This is a genomic window from Streptomyces sp. NPDC042259, assembly GCF_055582085.1.
The window spans coordinates 63,725-78,783 of the sequence record NZ_JBVJDW010000013.1 but is presented as its reverse complement, the minus strand read 5'-3'; the positions used below and the strand labels follow the sequence as shown (position 1 = coordinate 78,783).

18 protein-coding genes and 1 pseudogene are annotated in these 15,059 nt (G+C 71.4%); 13 read left to right on the top strand and 6 right to left on the bottom strand.

The annotated features are described in order from the left end of the window. Nucleotides 1–41 precede the first annotated feature (41 nt). Nucleotides 42–275 (bottom strand): annotated as a pseudogene (locus ACZ6MA_RS28735) (uS14 family ribosomal protein); the annotation flags it as partial. Then, complete coding sequence (rpmB, locus tag ACZ6MA_RS28730; RefSeq protein WP_469437205.1) at nt 275–511, bottom strand: 50S ribosomal protein L28; 237 nt, start codon at nt 509–511, stop codon at nt 275–277. The gene rpmB and the pseudogene ACZ6MA_RS28735, both read right to left, overlap by 1 nt. Nucleotides 512–586: 75 nt before the next feature. Here rpmB and rpmG point away from each other — a divergent pair, with 75 nt between their 5' ends. From rpmG to ACZ6MA_RS28710, 4 genes are all read left to right on the top strand, one after another. Continuing rightward, nucleotides 587–751 (top strand): 50S ribosomal protein L33, encoded by a 165-nt coding sequence (gene rpmG / locus ACZ6MA_RS28725; protein WP_039634212.1) that lies wholly within the window; start codon nt 587–589, stop codon nt 749–751. Between the two features lie 5 nt (nt 752–756). Continuing rightward, nucleotides 757–1,014 (top strand): type B 50S ribosomal protein L31, encoded by a 258-nt coding sequence (locus tag ACZ6MA_RS28720; protein WP_469437203.1) that lies wholly within the window; start codon nt 757–759, stop codon nt 1,012–1,014. Continuing rightward, nucleotides 1,011–1,145, top strand: a complete 135-nt coding sequence (locus tag ACZ6MA_RS28715) for a hypothetical protein (RefSeq protein WP_469437201.1) — start codon at nt 1,011–1,013, stop codon at nt 1,143–1,145. The genes ACZ6MA_RS28720 and ACZ6MA_RS28715 overlap by 4 nt, the downstream gene beginning before the upstream one ends. A 129-nt stretch (nt 1,146–1,274) precedes the next feature. After that, entirely contained in the window at nt 1,275–1,514 is a 240-nt protein-coding gene (locus ACZ6MA_RS28710) for a DUF397 domain-containing protein (protein ID WP_469437199.1), read from the top strand. Between the two features lie 43 nt (nt 1,515–1,557). Here the strand turns inward: ACZ6MA_RS28710 and ACZ6MA_RS28705 are convergent, their stop codons facing one another. Continuing rightward, nucleotides 1,558–2,046: an ATP-binding protein gene (locus ACZ6MA_RS28705; protein ID WP_469437197.1), complete on the bottom strand. Its 489-nt coding sequence runs from the start codon at nt 2,044–2,046 to the stop codon at nt 1,558–1,560. A gap of 313 nt (nt 2,047–2,359) precedes the next feature. On the opposite strand from ACZ6MA_RS28705, the gene ACZ6MA_RS28700 reads away from it, so the two are divergent. The 6 genes from ACZ6MA_RS28700 to ACZ6MA_RS28675 all read left to right on the top strand — a co-directional run bounded on the left by ACZ6MA_RS28700 (nt 2,360) and on the right by ACZ6MA_RS28675 (nt 8,102). Beyond that, nucleotides 2,360–3,223, top strand: a complete 864-nt coding sequence (locus ACZ6MA_RS28700; RefSeq protein WP_469437195.1) for a helix-turn-helix domain-containing protein — start codon at nt 2,360–2,362, stop codon at nt 3,221–3,223. 83 nt (nt 3,224–3,306) lie between these two features. Beyond that, nucleotides 3,307–4,764 carry an aldehyde dehydrogenase family protein gene (locus ACZ6MA_RS28695; protein WP_469437193.1) on the top strand — a complete coding sequence of 486 codons (1,458 nt, stop codon included), beginning with the start codon at nt 3,307–3,309 and terminating at the stop codon, nt 4,762–4,764. Nucleotides 4,765–4,919: 155 nt separating this feature from the next. Continuing rightward, entirely contained in the window at nt 4,920–5,471 is a 552-nt protein-coding gene (locus ACZ6MA_RS28690; protein WP_469437191.1) for a DinB family protein, read from the top strand. 93 nt (nt 5,472–5,564) lie between these two features. Further along, nucleotides 5,565–6,161 (top strand): PadR family transcriptional regulator, encoded by a 597-nt coding sequence (locus ACZ6MA_RS28685; RefSeq protein WP_469437189.1) that lies wholly within the window; start codon nt 5,565–5,567, stop codon nt 6,159–6,161. A 148-nt stretch (nt 6,162–6,309) separates the two neighbouring features. Further along, on the top strand, nt 6,310–7,293 hold the full coding sequence (locus ACZ6MA_RS28680) for an ATP-binding cassette domain-containing protein (protein WP_469437187.1): 984 nt from the start codon (nt 6,310–6,312) through the stop codon (nt 7,291–7,293). Beyond that, nucleotides 7,290–8,102, top strand: coding sequence for an ABC transporter permease (locus ACZ6MA_RS28675; RefSeq protein WP_469437185.1), 813 nt, complete (start codon nt 7,290–7,292; stop codon nt 8,100–8,102). Before ACZ6MA_RS28680 ends, ACZ6MA_RS28675 begins: the two co-directional genes overlap by 4 nt. 24 nt (nt 8,103–8,126) lie before the next feature. Here ACZ6MA_RS28675 and ACZ6MA_RS28670 read toward each other — a convergent pair whose 3' ends face one another. After that, nucleotides 8,127–9,548, bottom strand: a complete 1,422-nt coding sequence (locus ACZ6MA_RS28670; protein ID WP_469437183.1) for a glutamate decarboxylase — start codon at nt 9,546–9,548, stop codon at nt 8,127–8,129. An 85-nt stretch (nt 9,549–9,633) separates the two neighbouring features. After that, nucleotides 9,634–9,996, bottom strand: a complete 363-nt coding sequence (locus ACZ6MA_RS28665; protein ID WP_469437181.1) for a YbjQ family protein — start codon at nt 9,994–9,996, stop codon at nt 9,634–9,636. A gap of 222 nt (nt 9,997–10,218) precedes the next feature. Between ACZ6MA_RS28665 and ACZ6MA_RS28660 the strand changes: the two genes are divergently transcribed. Next, a complete protein-coding gene (locus tag ACZ6MA_RS28660; protein ID WP_469437360.1) occupies nt 10,219–10,917 on the top strand; it encodes a DedA family protein in 699 nt (232 codons plus the stop codon). A gap of 151 nt (nt 10,918–11,068) precedes the next feature. Continuing rightward, nucleotides 11,069–12,766: a threonine/serine exporter family protein gene (locus ACZ6MA_RS28655; RefSeq protein WP_469437179.1), complete on the top strand. Its 1,698-nt coding sequence runs from the start codon at nt 11,069–11,071 to the stop codon at nt 12,764–12,766. Between the two features lie 102 nt (nt 12,767–12,868). Here ACZ6MA_RS28655 and ACZ6MA_RS28650 read toward each other — a convergent pair whose 3' ends face one another. Next, nucleotides 12,869–13,366, bottom strand: a complete 498-nt coding sequence (locus ACZ6MA_RS28650; protein ID WP_130878794.1) for an inorganic diphosphatase — start codon at nt 13,364–13,366, stop codon at nt 12,869–12,871. Nucleotides 13,367–13,500: 134 nt separating this feature from the next. Here ACZ6MA_RS28650 and dacB point away from each other — a divergent pair, with 134 nt between their 5' ends. Further along, nucleotides 13,501–14,982, top strand: coding sequence for a D-alanyl-D-alanine carboxypeptidase/D-alanyl-D-alanine endopeptidase (gene dacB / locus ACZ6MA_RS28645; protein ID WP_469437177.1), 1,482 nt, complete (start codon nt 13,501–13,503; stop codon nt 14,980–14,982). Nucleotides 14,983–15,059: the final 77 nt, after the last annotated feature.

Here is a 15,059-nt window from a genome sequence, read left to right as displayed (position 1 = left end):
CGAAAACCCGCGGGCCAGGCGAGCGGCTACCAGCTGGACTTCCGCAGACGGTATCCGCGCGGACGTCCGTCAACCGAGTCCCTGTTCCGTTCCGGACGCGGGCGCGCACTCGCGTCGCGCGGCCGGCGCCGCAGCTCGCACCGGGCCGCCCGTCCCTCCCGTTGCGGTGTGTGCGGATCGCGGCTGACCGCCTTGAGCAGGGCTCGGCGGGCCGCGTAGCGGACGACCGTCAGACGACGCCGCTCGTTCTTCATGATCTTGCTCTTCTTCGCCATCAGACCCGGCCTCCACGGGCACGGATGCGGGCGACGGCGGCCTCGATGCCGATGACGTCGACGGTCTTGAGGCCCTTCGCGCTGAGCGTGAGCCGCACATGGCGGCCCTCGCTGGCGAGCCAGTAGCGCTTGCGCTGGATGTTGGGGTCGAAGCGGCGGGCGGTGCGCCGGTGCGAGTGGGAGACGGCGTTGCCGAAGCCGGGCTTGCGGCCGGTGAGTTGGCAGTGGGCGGACATGGATCAGACCTCCGGTCCTCGGGCGGCCCGCACGGGCTTAATGAAAATGGAAACCATTTCTGTATAGTAGCCCCCATGGCACGCAACGAGCTACGCCCCGTCATCAAGCTCCGGTCCACCGCCGGGACCGGATTCACCTACGTCACCCGCAAGAACCGCCGTAACGACCCCGACCGCCTGGAACTGCGGAAGTACGACCCGGTCGCCGGTCGGCACGTCACCTTCCGAGAGGAGCGCTGAGCACCGTGCAGCCCGGAATCCACCCCGCCTACGGTCCCGTCGTCTTCCGCGACCGGGCCGCGAACTACGCCTTCCTCACCCGCTCCACCGCCACCAGCGGCAAGACCGTCACGTGGGAGGACGGCAACACCTACCCCGTCATCGACGTCGAGATCTCCTCGGCGAGCCACCCCTTCTACACCGGCACCGCCCGGGTGATGGACACCGCCGGACGCGTGGAGCGCTTCGAGCGGCGCTACGGCGAGCGCGGGGACCGCCGATGACCGCGCCGCGCCCGCTGCCCGTGGTGCTGGTCGGCGGACCGCACGCCGAGGACCGCCGGGCCACCGCCGACCGGCGACGAACTCCTCGATCCTGTGGGCTGATCCGCGCCGCGCCCCGCCCCGCGACGTAGCGGCGGGACCACCCTGCGTGCACGTGCATCGGCTCATGCATAAGCACATGAACGCGGCTATGATCCGGAGCAGTTGCCATCCCCGAAACCGCGGCCGGGGATGCCCCCGAAACTCTCCGGGAGAGTCCAGTGCCCCAGGCGTACAACGGCATGGCCGCGTCGGACATCGAAGACGTCGTCTGGCAGAAGAGCCGGCATTCCAACTCGCAGGGCTCGTGCGTGGAGTTCGCCAGACTGCCCGGGGGCGGTATCGCCGTGCGGAACTCCCGCTACCCGGACGGTCCCGCGCTCGTCTACACGCCGGCCGAGATCGAGGCCATGCTGCTGGGCGTCAAGGACGGTGAATTCGACCACCTGGCACGCGACTGACGCCCCTCGTGTACGCCCGGGTGTCGTGCCCCGGGCGCACGCGTCAGTCGCGTGGCAGGCGGAACAGCGCCCACACGATCTTGCCGTGCAGGGCGCCGGCCAATGGGTGCCAGCCCCAGCCGTCACTGAAGGACTCCACCAGGAACAGGCCCCGGCCGCGCTCGTCGGCGGCCTCGGCCTGGCTGGTGACCGGGCTGTCCTCGCTGGGATCGCGCACGGCGCACACCAGCCGCGATGTCCAGCGCATCAGATGCAGCCGTACCGGCGGTTCGTACTCGCCCCGGTCGCGGGCGTCCGGCAGGGCGTAACGCATGGAGTTGGTCACCAGCTCCGAGACGACCAGGGCGACATCGTCGAACAGACCGGGCAGACCCCACTGGTGCAGCGTGGTCCTGGTGAACTTCCGGGCCGTTCGTACCGCTTCGAACCGTGGTGGCAGCGCGCAGGACGCCGCATTCGAGACGGCGGATGAGTCGATCGCGGGCAGCCCTCGCCACAGCGGAGAGAGCACAGTCGATCCTTCGGTACCCATCCGAGGCACTCCTGGCAATCGTGGACGTGACGTGCACGTGTGCGAGCCCCATCGTTCCCAATGCGCACGGCGGATGCAAGGGCAGATGCACGTGCACGCGGAGGGTTTGGGGGGCGCACAGGGGGTTTGATGCCCAATGTTCCTGCGCCCTCCCGGCTATGCGTACCGGCCGACTCCGGTAAGAGTCAGGTCTCGGTAACCGGATGGGCACTCAACGGAGCCTGGAAGTGGCAGACTTCGGCGCCGGGGGAACGGGGGTCGCCCCCAGAAGGGTGTGCGGACACGTCAGGCCGGGACAGGGAGGGTCGCAGAGATGGCCACGAGCGAGTCGAGCGGTTCCGTGGTGCGCCGCATACTCCTGGGCTCACAGCTCAGGAGGCTGCGCGAATCGCGTGGCATCACGCGCGAGGCGGCCGGGTACTCGATCCGTGCGTCCGAGTCGAAGATCAGCCGCATGGAGCTGGGCCGGGTGAGCTTCAAGGCACGTGACGTGGAGGACCTCCTCACGCTCTACGGGGTCACGGACGACGCGGAGCGGGAAGCCCTGCTGGGCCTCGCCCGCGAGGCCAACGTCGCCGGGTGGTGGCACAGCTACGGCGATGTGCTCCCCGGGTGGTTCCAGACGTACGTCGGCCTGGAGGGAGCCGCCTCGTACATCGGGATCTACGAGGTGCAGTTCGTGCACGGCCTGCTCCAGACCGAGGGCTACGCCCACGCCGTCGTCGTGCGCGGCCAGCCCGGGGCCCACGAGGCCGAGGTCGAGCGCCGGGTCTCCCTGCGCATGGAGCGCCAGAAGCTGCTGTTCTCCGAGCGGGCCCCCGTCTTCCACGCCGTGCTCGACGAGGCCGCGCTGCACCGGCCCTACGGCGGCCCCGAGGTCATGCGCGAGCAGCTCCAGCACCTCCTGGACATATCCGAGCAGGCCAACGTCACGCTCCAGGTGATGCCGTTCGCACACGGCGGGCACGCGGGGGAAAGCGGTGCCTTCACCCTGCTGCGCTTCCCCGAGTCGGACCTGTCGGACGTGGTGTACCTGGAGCAGCTCACCAGCGCGCTCTACGTCGACAAGGCCGAGGAAGTGGCGCAGTACGCGCGGGTGATGGAGCGGCTGCACGCCGACAGCCTCTCCCCCTCGGGCACCAGGGATCTGTTGCGGCGACTCCTTCAACTCTGCTGACACAGCAGTACCATGACGTCCCATCAGGAGTCCGCACCTCGAACGGGCGTCCCGGGCGCCCCGGTCCGCAGACAGGATGGCGCATGTCCTACTTCGACGAGTTGGCGTTCCAGTACATCGACGGCGAGTGGCGGGCCGGCAGCGGTTCCTGGGACATCGTCGACTTCAATCCGTACGACGGCGAGAAGCTCGCCTCCATCGCCGTCGCCAGCGTCGCCGAGGTCGACCAGGCCTACCGTGCCGCCGAGCGCGCCCAGCCCGCCTGGGCGGACACCAACCCGTACACCCGCCGGCTCGTCTTCGAGCGGGCGCTGCGGATCATCGACGAGCGCGAGGAGCTGCTGACCGAGGCGATCACGGCCGAGGTCGGCGGCACGGCCGTCAAGGCGGCCTTCGAATTACGGCTGGTCCGGGAGTTCCTGCGGGAGTCGCTGCACCTCGCGCTGCTGCCCGAGGGCCGCGTCCTGCCGTCCCCGGACGACACCAAGGAGAACCGTCTCTACCGGGTACCGGTCGGCGTGGTCGGGGTGATCAGCCCGTTCAACTTCCCCTTCCTGCTGTCGGTCAAGTCCGTCGGCCCGGCGCTCGCGCTCGGCAACGCCGTCGTCCTCAAGCCGCACCAGAACACCCCCATATGCGGCGGCGGCCTGGTCGCGAAGGTCTTCGAGGACGCCGGGCTGCCGCCGGGGCTGCTCAATGTCGTCGTCACCGACATCGCCGAGATCGGTGACGCGCTCATCGAGCACCCCGTGCCGAAGGTCATCTCCTTCACCGGCTCCGACCGGGTCGGCCGCCATGTGGCCACCGTCGCCGCCTCGCACTTCAAGCGCACCGTCCTCGAACTCGGCGGCAACAGCGCGCTGATCGTCCTCGAAGACGCCGACCTCGACTACGCCGTCGACGCGGCCGTCTTCAGCCGCTTCATCCACCAGGGGCAGGTCTGCATGGCCGCCAACCGGATCCTGGTGGACCGGTCGGTCGAGGCCGAGTTCACCGAGAAGTTCCTCGCCAAGGTCAGAACGCTCAAGGTCGGCGACCCCGCCGACCCGGCCACCCACATCGGGCCGCTGATCAACGCCGGCCAGGCCGAGGGCATCACCACCCTCGTGGAGCAGACCATCGCCGACGGGGCCACCGCCCTGCTGCACGGCGAGTCCGACGGCACGCTCGTCGGCCCGTCGGTGCTCACCGGCCTCGCGCCCGGCTCCCCGGTCCTCGGGCAGGAGATCTTCGGTCCGGTCGTGCTGATCATCCCGTTCGACGGGGAGGAGGAGGCGGTACGGATCGCCAACGACACTCCCTACGGGCTGAGCGGCGCCGTGCACACCGGTGACGTCGAGCGGGGCGTGCGGGTGGCCAAGCGCATCGACAGCGGCATGGTCCACGTCAACGACGGCACCGTCCACGACGAGCCGATCGTGCCCTTCGGCGGCGAGAAGCACTCGGGGGTGGGCCGACTGAACGGCGAGGCGGTGGTCGACGCGTTCACCACCACGAAGTGGATCTCGGTCCAGCACGGGCGCAGCGTTTTCCCGTTCTGACGCGTCCCGGTCTCTCGGCCGCCCGGCCCGGTTTCCGGGCTCGCGCGGGGTCTAGGACAGCAGTTGACCGCATGGGGTCATACTTTTGAGGCATCGCACGAGGGCTTCACGAGACGACGGCTTCACGAGACGACGGCTTCGAAAGGCAGGACCCCATGGTGACGCACGTGATCGAAAAGGACCCCTCCGACGAGCGCGGCACCCTGCTCGCGTTCGTGGAGGCACAGCGCGGCGGTCTGCGCCGGGCAGTCCTCGGACTGAGCGAGGAGCAGGCGACGGCCAGGCCCAGCGCGAGCGAGCTGTCGCTCGGCGGCCTGCTGAAGCACGCCGCCGAGGTCGAGAGCAACTGGGTGCGGATGGCCCAGGACTTGCCGCCCGAGATCGAGCGGGACCAGTCGACCTGGTCGGACAGCTTCCGGCTGACCGAGGGCGAGAGCGTCGCGGGAGCGCTCGCCTACTGGGACAGGGTCACCGAGGAGACCGAGCGTTTCATCCGTTCCGCCGACAGCCTGGAGCAAACCTTCCCGCTGCCGGACGCCCCCTGGTTCCCGCCGTCGTCGCGGGTGTCGCTGCGCTGGATGCTGCTCCACCTGGTGGAGGAACTCGCCCGGCACGCGGGCCACGCGGACGTGATCCGCGAGTCCCTCGACGGCAAGACCGCCTTCGAGCTGGTGGCCGAGGCACAGGGGGCGCCGGACCGGGGCTGAGCCGGGCGGGGGAGCCGTGCCGCCTAGTCTGGGCGCCGGGGCCGCGCGGGTGTGCCCCGGAGCAGGCGTGACCGGGTGGAATGAGGAAAGACGATGTCGGCGATCCGGCTGTTGGTGCTGGGGGCGGTGCGCCAGCACGGGCGCGCCCACGGCTATCAGGTGCGCAACGACCTGGAGTTCTGGGGTGCGCACGAGTGGTCCAACGCCAAGCCCGGATCGATCTACCACGCGCTCAAGCAGATGGCCAAGCAGGGGCTGTTGATCGCGCACGACGTCGCCCCGAGCGAGGCCGGCGGCCCCCCGCGCACGGAGTACGAGCTGACGGGGAAGGGTGAGGAGGAGTACTTCACGCTTCTGCGCGAGGCCCTCTCCTCCTACGACCAGAAGGTCGACGTCCTCAGCGCGGGCGTCGGGTTCATCGTGGACCTGCCGCGCGCCGAGGCCATCGCGCTGCTGAAGCGGCGGGTGGAGTCCCTGGAGGCGTGGCGGTCCGAGATCGCCCGGCACTGGACCCCGGACGAGGGCCAGGACTGGGGCCACATCGGCGAGATCATGGGCATGTGGGTGCACACCGCGGAGAGCGGGGCGCGGTGGACCCAGGGGCTGATCGAACGCCTGGAGGGCGGTGCCTACGTCATGGCGGACGAGGGCGATCAGTGGCAGGGCATCGCCACCAGCGGCGAGCAGTGACCGGGCGGCCGGGCGGGCGCTGAGCGTCCTGGTTGCCCGGGCCGTATCGGCACGTGCAGGTAATCAAGTTTGACTACCTCTGAATGCGGGAGTACTCTCGGCGACTCGCGTAGTCAAGTTTGACTACCGATGTGGGGAGGAGAGCGCATTGACTGACACCGGTCACGCGATCGTTGTCGAAGGACTGCGGAAGACCTACGGGAAGAAGAACGCCCTCGACGGCCTGGACCTCACCGTCCCGCGCGGCACCGTCCACGGGCTGCTGGGCCCCAACGGGGCCGGCAAGACCACGGCCGTCCGTATCCTCGCCACCCTGTCGCGCCCCGACGCCGGCCGGGCGGAAGTGGCCGGGCACGACGTACTGGCCCGGCCCGACGAGGTCCGCCGGCGGATCGGTCTGCTCGGCCAGCACGCGGCGGTGGACGAGGAGTTGAGCGGCCGGCAGAACCTCGACATGTTCGGCAGGCTCTACCACCTCGGCCCCCGCCGGGCCGCCGCCCGGGCCGGGGAACTGCTGGAGCGCTTCGGCCTGGCCGACACCGGGCGCAAGCCCGTCGCCCGCTACAGCGGCGGCATGCGCCGCCGCCTCGACCTCGCCGCCGCGCTGGTCCTGGCCCCCGAGGTGCTCTTCCTCGACGAGCCCACCACCGGGCTCGACCCGCGCGGCCGCACCGAGGTGTGGGACTCGGTGCGCTCCCTGGTCGACGGCGGTACGACCGTGCTGCTGACCACCCAGTACCTGGAGGAGGCCGACCAGCTCGCCGACCGGATCTCCGTCGTCGACTCCGGCAGGGTCATCGCGGCCGGCACCCCCGACGAACTCAAGGCCCGGCTCGGCGGCGACCGCATCGACGTCGTCGTACGCGACGCCGGCGCCCTGGCCGCCGCCGGAGCCGTCGTGGCCGGGGCCGCCCGCGCGGCGACGGTCACCACCGATCCCGACCGCCGGCTGATCAGCGCGCCGGTCGCCGACCGGATGGCCGCCCTGACCGAGACCGTACGGGCACTCGACGCGGCCGGCATCGAGGCGGCCGACATCGCCCTGCGCCGCCCCACGCTCGACGAGGTGTTCCTGCACGTCACCGGTGCCGCACCGGCCGGCACCGAAACCAAGGAAGGAGCGGCCGCATGACCCACCCCACCGCACCGGCGCACCCCTGGGCATGGGTCCTCGCCGATTCCTGGACCATGACCCGGCGCGGCCTCGCGCACTGGGCCCGCCAACCCGTCCAGGTGCTCGTCGGCCTCGCCTTCCCGGTCATGATGCTGCTGATGTTCGCCTACTTCCTCGGCGGCGGCATGACCGTCCCGGGCGGCGGCGACTACAAGGAGTTCCTGGTCCCCGGCATGCTCGCGCTGACCATGGCCTTCGGCCTGGAAGGCACGATGGTCGCCGTCACCCGGGACCTCGACAAAGGCGTCATCGACCGCTTCCGGTCCCTGCCGATGGCGCCCTCCGCCGTCCTCGTCGGCCGCAGCGTCCTGGACATGCTGCAGTCGGTGCTCGGCCTGCTCGCGATGATCGGCGTCGGACTGCTGATGGGCTGGCGCTGGCACGACGGCCTCGGCAACGCCCTCCAGGCCGTGGGGCTGCTGCTCCTGCTGCGGTTCGCGATGCTGTGGCTCGGCATCTATCTGGCGATGGTGGCGGGCAAGCCCGAACTCGTCCAGGCCGTGCAGATCCTCATCTGGCCGGTCGGCTTCCTCTCCAACGTCTTCGCGTCCGCCGAGACGATGCCCGGCTGGCTCGGCACCGTCGCCGAGTGGAACCCGATGTCGGCCACCGCCGCCGCCGTCCGGGAACTCTTCGGCAACACCGGGACGGACGGCGGCTCCTGGGCGGCCCAGCACGCCCCCGCGATGGCCGTGGCCTGGCCGCTGCTCCTGCTCGTGGTCTTCGCTCCGCTCGCCCTGCGGCGCTACCGGGGGCTGGGGCGCTGAGCCGCCCCCGCCGGGGCGGGGGGCTCAGTGATGGAAGGCGGTGGCGACGGCCTGGGGCCGGTCCAGCGGTCCCGGCTGCCGCCGCAGCTCCGGCAGAAGGGCGCCCAGGTCCTCGAGGAACAGGTCGGCGAGGTCGCGCGAGAAGCCGTTGCGGCAGACCACGCGCAGCACCGACAGGTCCTCCCGGTCCGGCGGGAAGGTGTAGGCGGGCACCAGCCAGCCGCGCTCCCGCAGCCGCCGCGACACGTCGAACACGTCGAAGGCCGTCACGTCGTCGGCCGTCGTGAACGCGAAGACGGGCAGCTCGTCGCCGCGCGTCAGCAGCCGGAAGTCGCCGAACGCCTCGATCCCGTCGGCCAGGGTGCGGGCCACGTCACGGGTGTTCTGCTGCACCGCCCGGTAGCCCTCCCGGCCCAGCCGCAGGAAGGTGTAGTACTGCGCGGCGACCTGCGCGCCCGGCCGGGAGAAGTTGAGCGCGAACGTCGGCATGTCCCCGCCCAGGTAGTTGACGCGGAAGACCAGCTCCTCGGGCAGGGCGGCGGCGTCCCGCCACAGCGCCCAGCCCACCCCCGGGTAGACCAGTCCGTACTTGTGGCCGGAGGTGTTGATCGACGCGACGCGCGGCAGCCGGAAGTCCCACACCAGCTCCTCGTCGAGGAACGGCGCGACCATCGCGCCCGACGCGCCGTCCACATGGACGGGGATGTCGAGGCCCGTGCGCTCCTGGAGTTCGTCCAGCGCCGCGCAGATGCCGGCCACCGGCTCGTAGGACCCGTCGAAGGTGGAGCCGAGCACGGTGACGACCCCGATGGTGTTCTCGTCGCAGAGCGCCGCGGCCCCGGCGGGATCGAGGTGGAAGCGGTCGCCCTCCATGGGCAGCACCCGGGCCTCGACCTCCCAGAAGTTGCAGAACTTCTCCCAGCAGACCTGGACGTTCGCGCCCATGACGAGATTGGGCCGGGCACCGGCCGACGGATAGCGGTGCGCGTTCGCGAGCGTCCACCGCCGCTTGAAGGCCATCCCGGCGAGCATGCACGCCTCGCTCGACCCGGTCGTCGAGCAGCCGACGGCCGCGGCCGGGTCGGGGGCGTTCCAGAGGTCGGCGAGCATCCGCACACAGCGCTTCTCCAGCTCCGCGGTGCGCGGGTACTCATCCTTGTCGATCATGTTCTTGTCCCGGCACTCCGCCATGAGCACCCCCGCCTGGGGCTCCATCCAGGTGGTGACGAAGGTCGCCAGGTTGAGCCGGGAATTGCCGTCGAGCATCAGCTCGTCGTGGACGAACTGGTACGCGGAGTGGGGAGCCATCGGCCCCTCGGGCAGGGCGTCGCGCGGTGGCTCCGACGCCATGCCGCCGAGCGGGTCGGCCTCGCCGTAGAAGGGATTGACGGGGAAACTCCGCTTGGCGGCGTCCGTCAGGTCGTCCGTGCCCTTGTGCAGTGCCATGATCCGCGCGTACCCCTCGCTGTGCGGTTTCAGACCGGGGCCCGCCCCGGGCCCCGGTCCGCCGGCTCCGGACGTGTCGGATCGGCTACTGCTGAGAGATCACCACGGCCGTGCCGTAGGCGCAGACCTCCGTGCCCACGTCCGCCGCCTCGGTCACATCGAAGCGGAACATCAGCACCGCGTTGGCGCCGCGCGCCCTGGCCTGCTCGACCAGCCGTTCCATGGCCTGGTTGCGGGTTTCGACCAGGGTCTTGGTCAGGCCCTTGAGTTCGCCGCCGATCAGGGACTTCAGGCCGGCGCCGATCTGGCTGCCGAGGTGCCGGGAGCGGACCGTCAGGCCGAAGACCTCACCGATGACCTTGTCGACCCGGTAGCCGGGCACGTCGTTCGTGGTGACCACCAGCACATCCGACTGGCTCTGGCCGCCGCCGAAATCCTCGATGCCCATCGCATCCACCTCCGTGTTGTGCAGTTTTGCCGGTTGTCGACCGAGACGCACGCCGGGGCCGGATCGTTGCGCCGACCGGGTGCGGACCTCCGGCCACCCGCTGGAACCAGGACTGTGGCGGCCGCGTTGATAACTTGGGGCCGCACATACGCCTCCCCCCGCCTGTGCCCGGGCCTCGCACGAGCCTGCGCCTCGACCCAGGAGCCTGTCCCCGTGACCCCCATGACCACCCTCGCGCTCGGCCCCCAGTGGCTGGACCCGGACTACCTGATCGGTGAGTTCGGCCTCTACGGCGTGCTGGCCATCGTCTTCGCCGAGTCGGGCTTGCTCATCGGCTTCTTCCTGCCGGGAGACTCGCTTCTGTTCACGACCGGCCTGCTGGTCACGGCGGGCACGCTGGACAAGCCGCTGTGGCTGGTCTGTCTGCTCGTCGTGCTCGCCGCCGTCCTCGGCGACCAGGCGGGCTACCTCTTCGGCCGGAAGGTCGGGCCGTCGCTCTTCAAGCGCCCCGACTCGAAGATCTTCAAACAGGAGAACGTCGAGAAGGCCCACGACTTCTTCGAGAAGTACGGGCCGAAGTCCCTGGTGCTCGCCCGCTTCGTGCCGGTGATCCGGACGTTCACGCCGATCATCGCGGGCGTCGTCCGGATGAACTACCGCTCCTTCCTGATCTTCAACATCATCGGCGGCACCCTGTGGGGCGCCGGGGTGACGCTGCTGGGCGCCGCGCTCGGCAACGTCGAGTTCGTCAAGACGAACATCGAGGCGATGCTGGTCGCGATCGTGCTGATCTCGGTCGTCCCGATCGCCATCGAGTTCCTGCGCGCCCGCTCCCAGGCCAAGAAGGCCCCCCCGGTCCCCGGCGGCGGCCCCGAGGACGGCCGCCCGCCGGCCCAGCGCGGCCGGCACGCCAAGCGCTGACCCCCTCCGCCGACAGCCGCCCCGCTGCGGTCCCGACCCAGGTCGGGGCCGAAGTGGGGCGCTTTCGTCCGCATGTGCGAGCCCCCACTGGGCACACGCGCCACTGATCGTGCATGGTGGCGTAAACAGGGCGGGCGTACGAGGAGCGACGGTGGCGGATCGGCAGTGGGGCGGCGGCAACGCCGCGGACGCGGAAGCGGCCGAGGACCGCAAACCGCAGTCCGACGAGGCGCACAGCGCCTTCACCCCGCCGCTGGGCGTGCCCCTACCGGCCCCGCCGGAGGACGACCACCCCACCTCCGAGTTCGCCGTGCCCGAGGGCGTCGCCCCCGAACCGGAGAACGAACCCGAGGGCTCCGCCTTCACCCTCCCGCCGGGCACCGCCGGGCCGAGCGGCAGCACCACCCAGGGGACGCCCTTCGCGGCCTTCACGCCGCCCTACGGCATACCCAAGGTCAACCTCACCAAGGAAGTGCCCTGGCAGGACCGCATGCGCACGATGCTGCGCATGCCGGTGGGGGAGCGGCCGGCCCCCGAGCGGCCCGGCAAGCCCGACGAGGCCGGTCCGGCCGTCCCGCGCGTGCTCGACCTGACCCTGCGCATCGGCGAGCTGCTGCTCGCCGGCGGTGAGGGCGCCGAGGACGTCGAGGCGGCGATGTTCGGCGTCGCGCACGCCTACGGGCTCGACCGCTGCGAGCCGACCGTCACCTTCACCCTGCTGACCGTGAGCTACCAGCCGTCCCTCGTCGACGACCCGGTCACCGCCAACCGCACGGTCCGCCGGCGCGGCACCGACTACAACCGGCTCTCCGCCGTCTTCCGGCTCGTGCACGACATCACCTCGCAGGGGCTCACCCTGGAGGAGTCCTACGGCCGTCTCGCCGAGATCCGCCGCAACCGCCACCCCTACCCGGGCTGGGGACTCACCCTCGCCTCCGGGCTGCTCGCGGGCGCCGCGTCCATGCTCGTGGGCGGCGGGCTCGTGGTCTTCCTCGCGGCGGCGGCCGGGGCGGTGCTCGGCGACCGGCTGGCCTGGCTGGCCTCGGGGCGCGGACTGCCGGAGTTCTACCAGTTCGTCGCGGCGGCCATGCCGCCCGCCGCGATGGGCGTCGCGATCAGCGCCAGCCACCCGGACGTCCAGGCGTCCGCGGTGATCACCGGTGGGCTGTTCGCCCTGATCCCCGGGCGGGCCCTCGTCGCGGGCGTCCAGGACGGCCTGACCGGCTACTACATCACCGCCGCGGCCCGGCTGCTGGAAGTCGGCTACCTCATCGCGGGCATCGTCTGCGGCGTCCTGATGGTCCTCTACGGGGGCGTGCACTTCGGCGGCGTCGGGACGCTCGACCCCGAGGCGGCGCTGGAACACGTCGAGCGGCCCGTCATCCAGATCATCGCGGCCATGCTGCTGGCCCTCGCCTTCGCGGTGCTGCTCCAGCAGGAACGTCACACCGTGCTGTGGGCCACGGTCAACGGCGGCGTCGCGTGGGTCATCTACGCGGCCCTCGCCGACACGGCCGGGATGGACCCGGTCCCCGCCACGGCCATCGCCGCCGGGGTCGTCGGCCTCTTCGGCCAGCTGCTGTCCCGCTACCGGTACGCGTCCGCGCTGCCCTACGTCACGGCGGCCATCGGCCCGCTGCTGCCCGGTAGCGCCACGTACTTCGCGCTGCTGAACATCGCGAAGAACGAACTGAACGCCGGTATCGCCAGCCTCACCAGGGCCGCGGCCCTCGCCCTGGCCATCGCCATCGGGGTGAACCTGGGCTCCGAGGTCGCCCGGCTCTTCCTGAAGGTCCCGGGCCCGCCGGCGCCGGGGCGCCGTGCGGCCAAGCGGACCAGAGGGTTCTAGGCGGGGCTCCGCCCCGCACCCCGGTCCTCAAACGCCGGACGGGCTGGTTTTCGGCTGAACTCAGCCGAAAACCAGCCCGTCACGTGTGGTGCGTCAGCACACTCAGTGGTGCGAGCCGCCCGCGGCCTCGAGGCGCTTGTAGGAGGCCTCGATCTCGGCCTCGGCCTCGGCGCGGCCCACCCAGTCGGCACCCTCGACGGACTTGCCGGGCTCGAGGTCCTTGTAGACCTCGAAGAAGTGCTGGATCTCGAGGCGGTCGAACTCCGACACGTGGTGGATGTCGCGCAGGTGCTCCACGCGCGGGTCCGAGGCGGGAACGCAGAGCAGCTTGTCGTCGCCGCCGGCCTCGTCCGTCATGCGGAACATGCCGATGGCGCGGCACTTGATGAGGCAGCCCGGGAAGGTGGGCTCGTCCAGGATGACGAGGGCGTCCAGCGGGTCGCCGTCCTCACCGAGGGTGTTCTCGACGAAGCCGTAGTCGGCCGGGTAGCTGGTCGAGGTGAAGAGTCGGCGGTCCAGACGGATGCGACCGGTCTCGTGGTCCACCTCGTACTTGTTCCGCGAACCCTTCGGGATCTCGATGGTGACGTCGAACTCCACGGGTGGCTCCTTCATGATCAACACATGCGTCTGGGTGCTTCGCGCTACCGGGTGCGGGTGCCGTGCTCTCGGTGAAGCGCAGTGATTAAGTGTCCCTCACGCAGGTGTGTGGTGGCGAAAGGGGCTGGTCCGTAGTGCCTGAGGCCAGAACGTGGCAGTTCAGGTGGTGGCGGAACGCCCCACGAGAGCAGCGGCGGACCGTACGGTTCACCGCCGCGGCCGCCGCGACGGGCCTCGTGGTCGCGACCGGCGCCGCGGTGGCCGCCGGTCCCTGGGACTCGGGCCAGCGTAAGGCCGAGCGCGCCCGCGCCGCCGCCGTCGCGGCGACGGGTGGCGAGCGTCACGCCGGGGCCCGTTTCCCCCGCGCCGCCGAGGTCCTCGCCCCCCTCGGCGGGCAGCCCGGCGCCCCCGGCGGCAGGTCCGGGCACGCCGCCGCCCCGGCCCCCACCCGAAGCGGTCTGGCCGACACGCTGAAGCCGCTGCTGGAGGACGGGGGCCTGGGCCCCGACCGCTCGGCGTCCGTGGTCGACGTCGCCACCGGCGAGCAGCTCTACGGCGCGGACCAGGACACCCCCTACACCCCCGCCTCCACCGTCAAACTGGCCACGGCCGCCGCCGCGCTCTCGGCGCTCGGCCCCGACCACCGCATCGACACGACGGTGGTGACGGGCGGGGACGGCATCGTGCTCGTCGGCGGCGGCGACCCGACCCTCACGGCCCGGCAGGGCACGGCGGACGCGAGCCTGCGGACGCTGGCCGACGCCACGGCCCGCGCCCTCAAGGCACGCGGCACCACCCGCACCAAGCTCACGTACGACACCTCCCGCTACTCGGGGCCCGCGCAGCACGTCATCGGCCCGAACGAGAACATCGCCCCCCTGAGCGCGCTCATGCTCGACGAGGCGCGTCAGGACGACTCCGATCACGGACCCGCCGAGCGCGGCACCGACCCGGCCGCCGACGCGGCGGGGGAGTTCGCCTCCCTGCTGCGCGAGCGGGGCGTCGAGATCGACGGTGATCCGTCCGGCGGCTCGGCACCGGCGAAGGCGGAACGTATCGCCGTGGTCTCCTCCCCGCCGGTCTCCGCCCTGGTCGAGCGGTCGCTGACCTACAGCGACAACGACATCGCCGAGGCCCTCGCCCGGCAGACCGCGCTCGCCTCCAAACAGCCGGCGAGCTTCGAGGGCGCGGCGAAGGCCGTCACCGACCGCCTGGCCGGGCTGGGCCTGCCCATGTCCGGCGTCCACCTCGCCGACGGCAGCGGCCTCGACCGCGCCGACCGGGTCTCGGCGGCCCTCCTCGCCCGGCTCCTGGCCCGCGCGGCGGACCCCGGCCACCCGGAACTGAGGCCGGTCCTCACCGGGCTGCCCGTGGCGGGCTTCAGCGGAACGCTGCGCTCGCGCTACGAAGCCGACGACTATGCCGCGGGCCGTGGTGCGGTGCGCGCGAAGACCGGCACCCTGACGGGGGTGAACTCCCTGGCCGGCACGGCGGTCGACGCGGACGGCCGACTGCTGGCCTTCGCGTTCATGACGACGGGTTCCGGTGACCCGGACGGTGCGCAGCGAGCCCTGGACCGCCTGTCGACCGCGGTGGCCGGCTGCGGCTGTCGTTGACGGTCGCCGCTGCGCGCGGCGGCAACCGCCCGCGGGGCGGGAATCGACGGGGAAGGCGGCAACGGTCGAAGCGCGCG

What these genes read in the sequence shown, in the direction of transcription:
- rpmB (WP_469437205.1), bottom strand. Translation starts at nt 511, where the DNA reads ATGTCCGCCCACTGCCAACTCACCGGCCGCAAGCCCGGCTTCGGCAAC.
- ACZ6MA_RS28685 (WP_469437189.1), top strand. Translation starts at nt 5,565, where the DNA reads ATGTCGGCGATCCGGCTGTTGGTGCTGGGGGCGGTGCGCCAGCACGGG.
- ACZ6MA_RS28705 (WP_469437197.1), bottom strand. Translation starts at nt 2,046, where the DNA reads ATGGGTACCGAAGGATCGACTGTGCTCTCTCCGCTGTGGCGAGGGCTG.
- ACZ6MA_RS28690 (WP_469437191.1), top strand. Translation starts at nt 4,920, where the DNA reads ATGGTGACGCACGTGATCGAAAAGGACCCCTCCGACGAGCGCGGCACC.
- ACZ6MA_RS28715 (WP_469437201.1), top strand. Translation starts at nt 1,011, where the DNA reads ATGACCGCGCCGCGCCCGCTGCCCGTGGTGCTGGTCGGCGGACCGCAC.
- rpmG (WP_039634212.1), top strand. Translation starts at nt 587, where the DNA reads ATGGCACGCAACGAGCTACGCCCCGTCATCAAGCTCCGGTCCACCGCC.
- ACZ6MA_RS28665 (WP_469437181.1), bottom strand. Translation starts at nt 9,996, where the DNA reads ATGGGCATCGAGGATTTCGGCGGCGGCCAGAGCCAGTCGGATGTGCTG.
- ACZ6MA_RS28695 (WP_469437193.1), top strand. Translation starts at nt 3,307, where the DNA reads ATGTCCTACTTCGACGAGTTGGCGTTCCAGTACATCGACGGCGAGTGG.
- ACZ6MA_RS28700 (WP_469437195.1), top strand. Translation starts at nt 2,360, where the DNA reads ATGGCCACGAGCGAGTCGAGCGGTTCCGTGGTGCGCCGCATACTCCTG.
- ACZ6MA_RS28675 (WP_469437185.1), top strand. Translation starts at nt 7,290, where the DNA reads ATGACCCACCCCACCGCACCGGCGCACCCCTGGGCATGGGTCCTCGCC.
- ACZ6MA_RS28660 (WP_469437360.1), top strand. Translation starts at nt 10,219, where the DNA reads ATGACCACCCTCGCGCTCGGCCCCCAGTGGCTGGACCCGGACTACCTG.
- ACZ6MA_RS28670 (WP_469437183.1), bottom strand. Translation starts at nt 9,548, where the DNA reads ATGGCACTGCACAAGGGCACGGACGACCTGACGGACGCCGCCAAGCGG.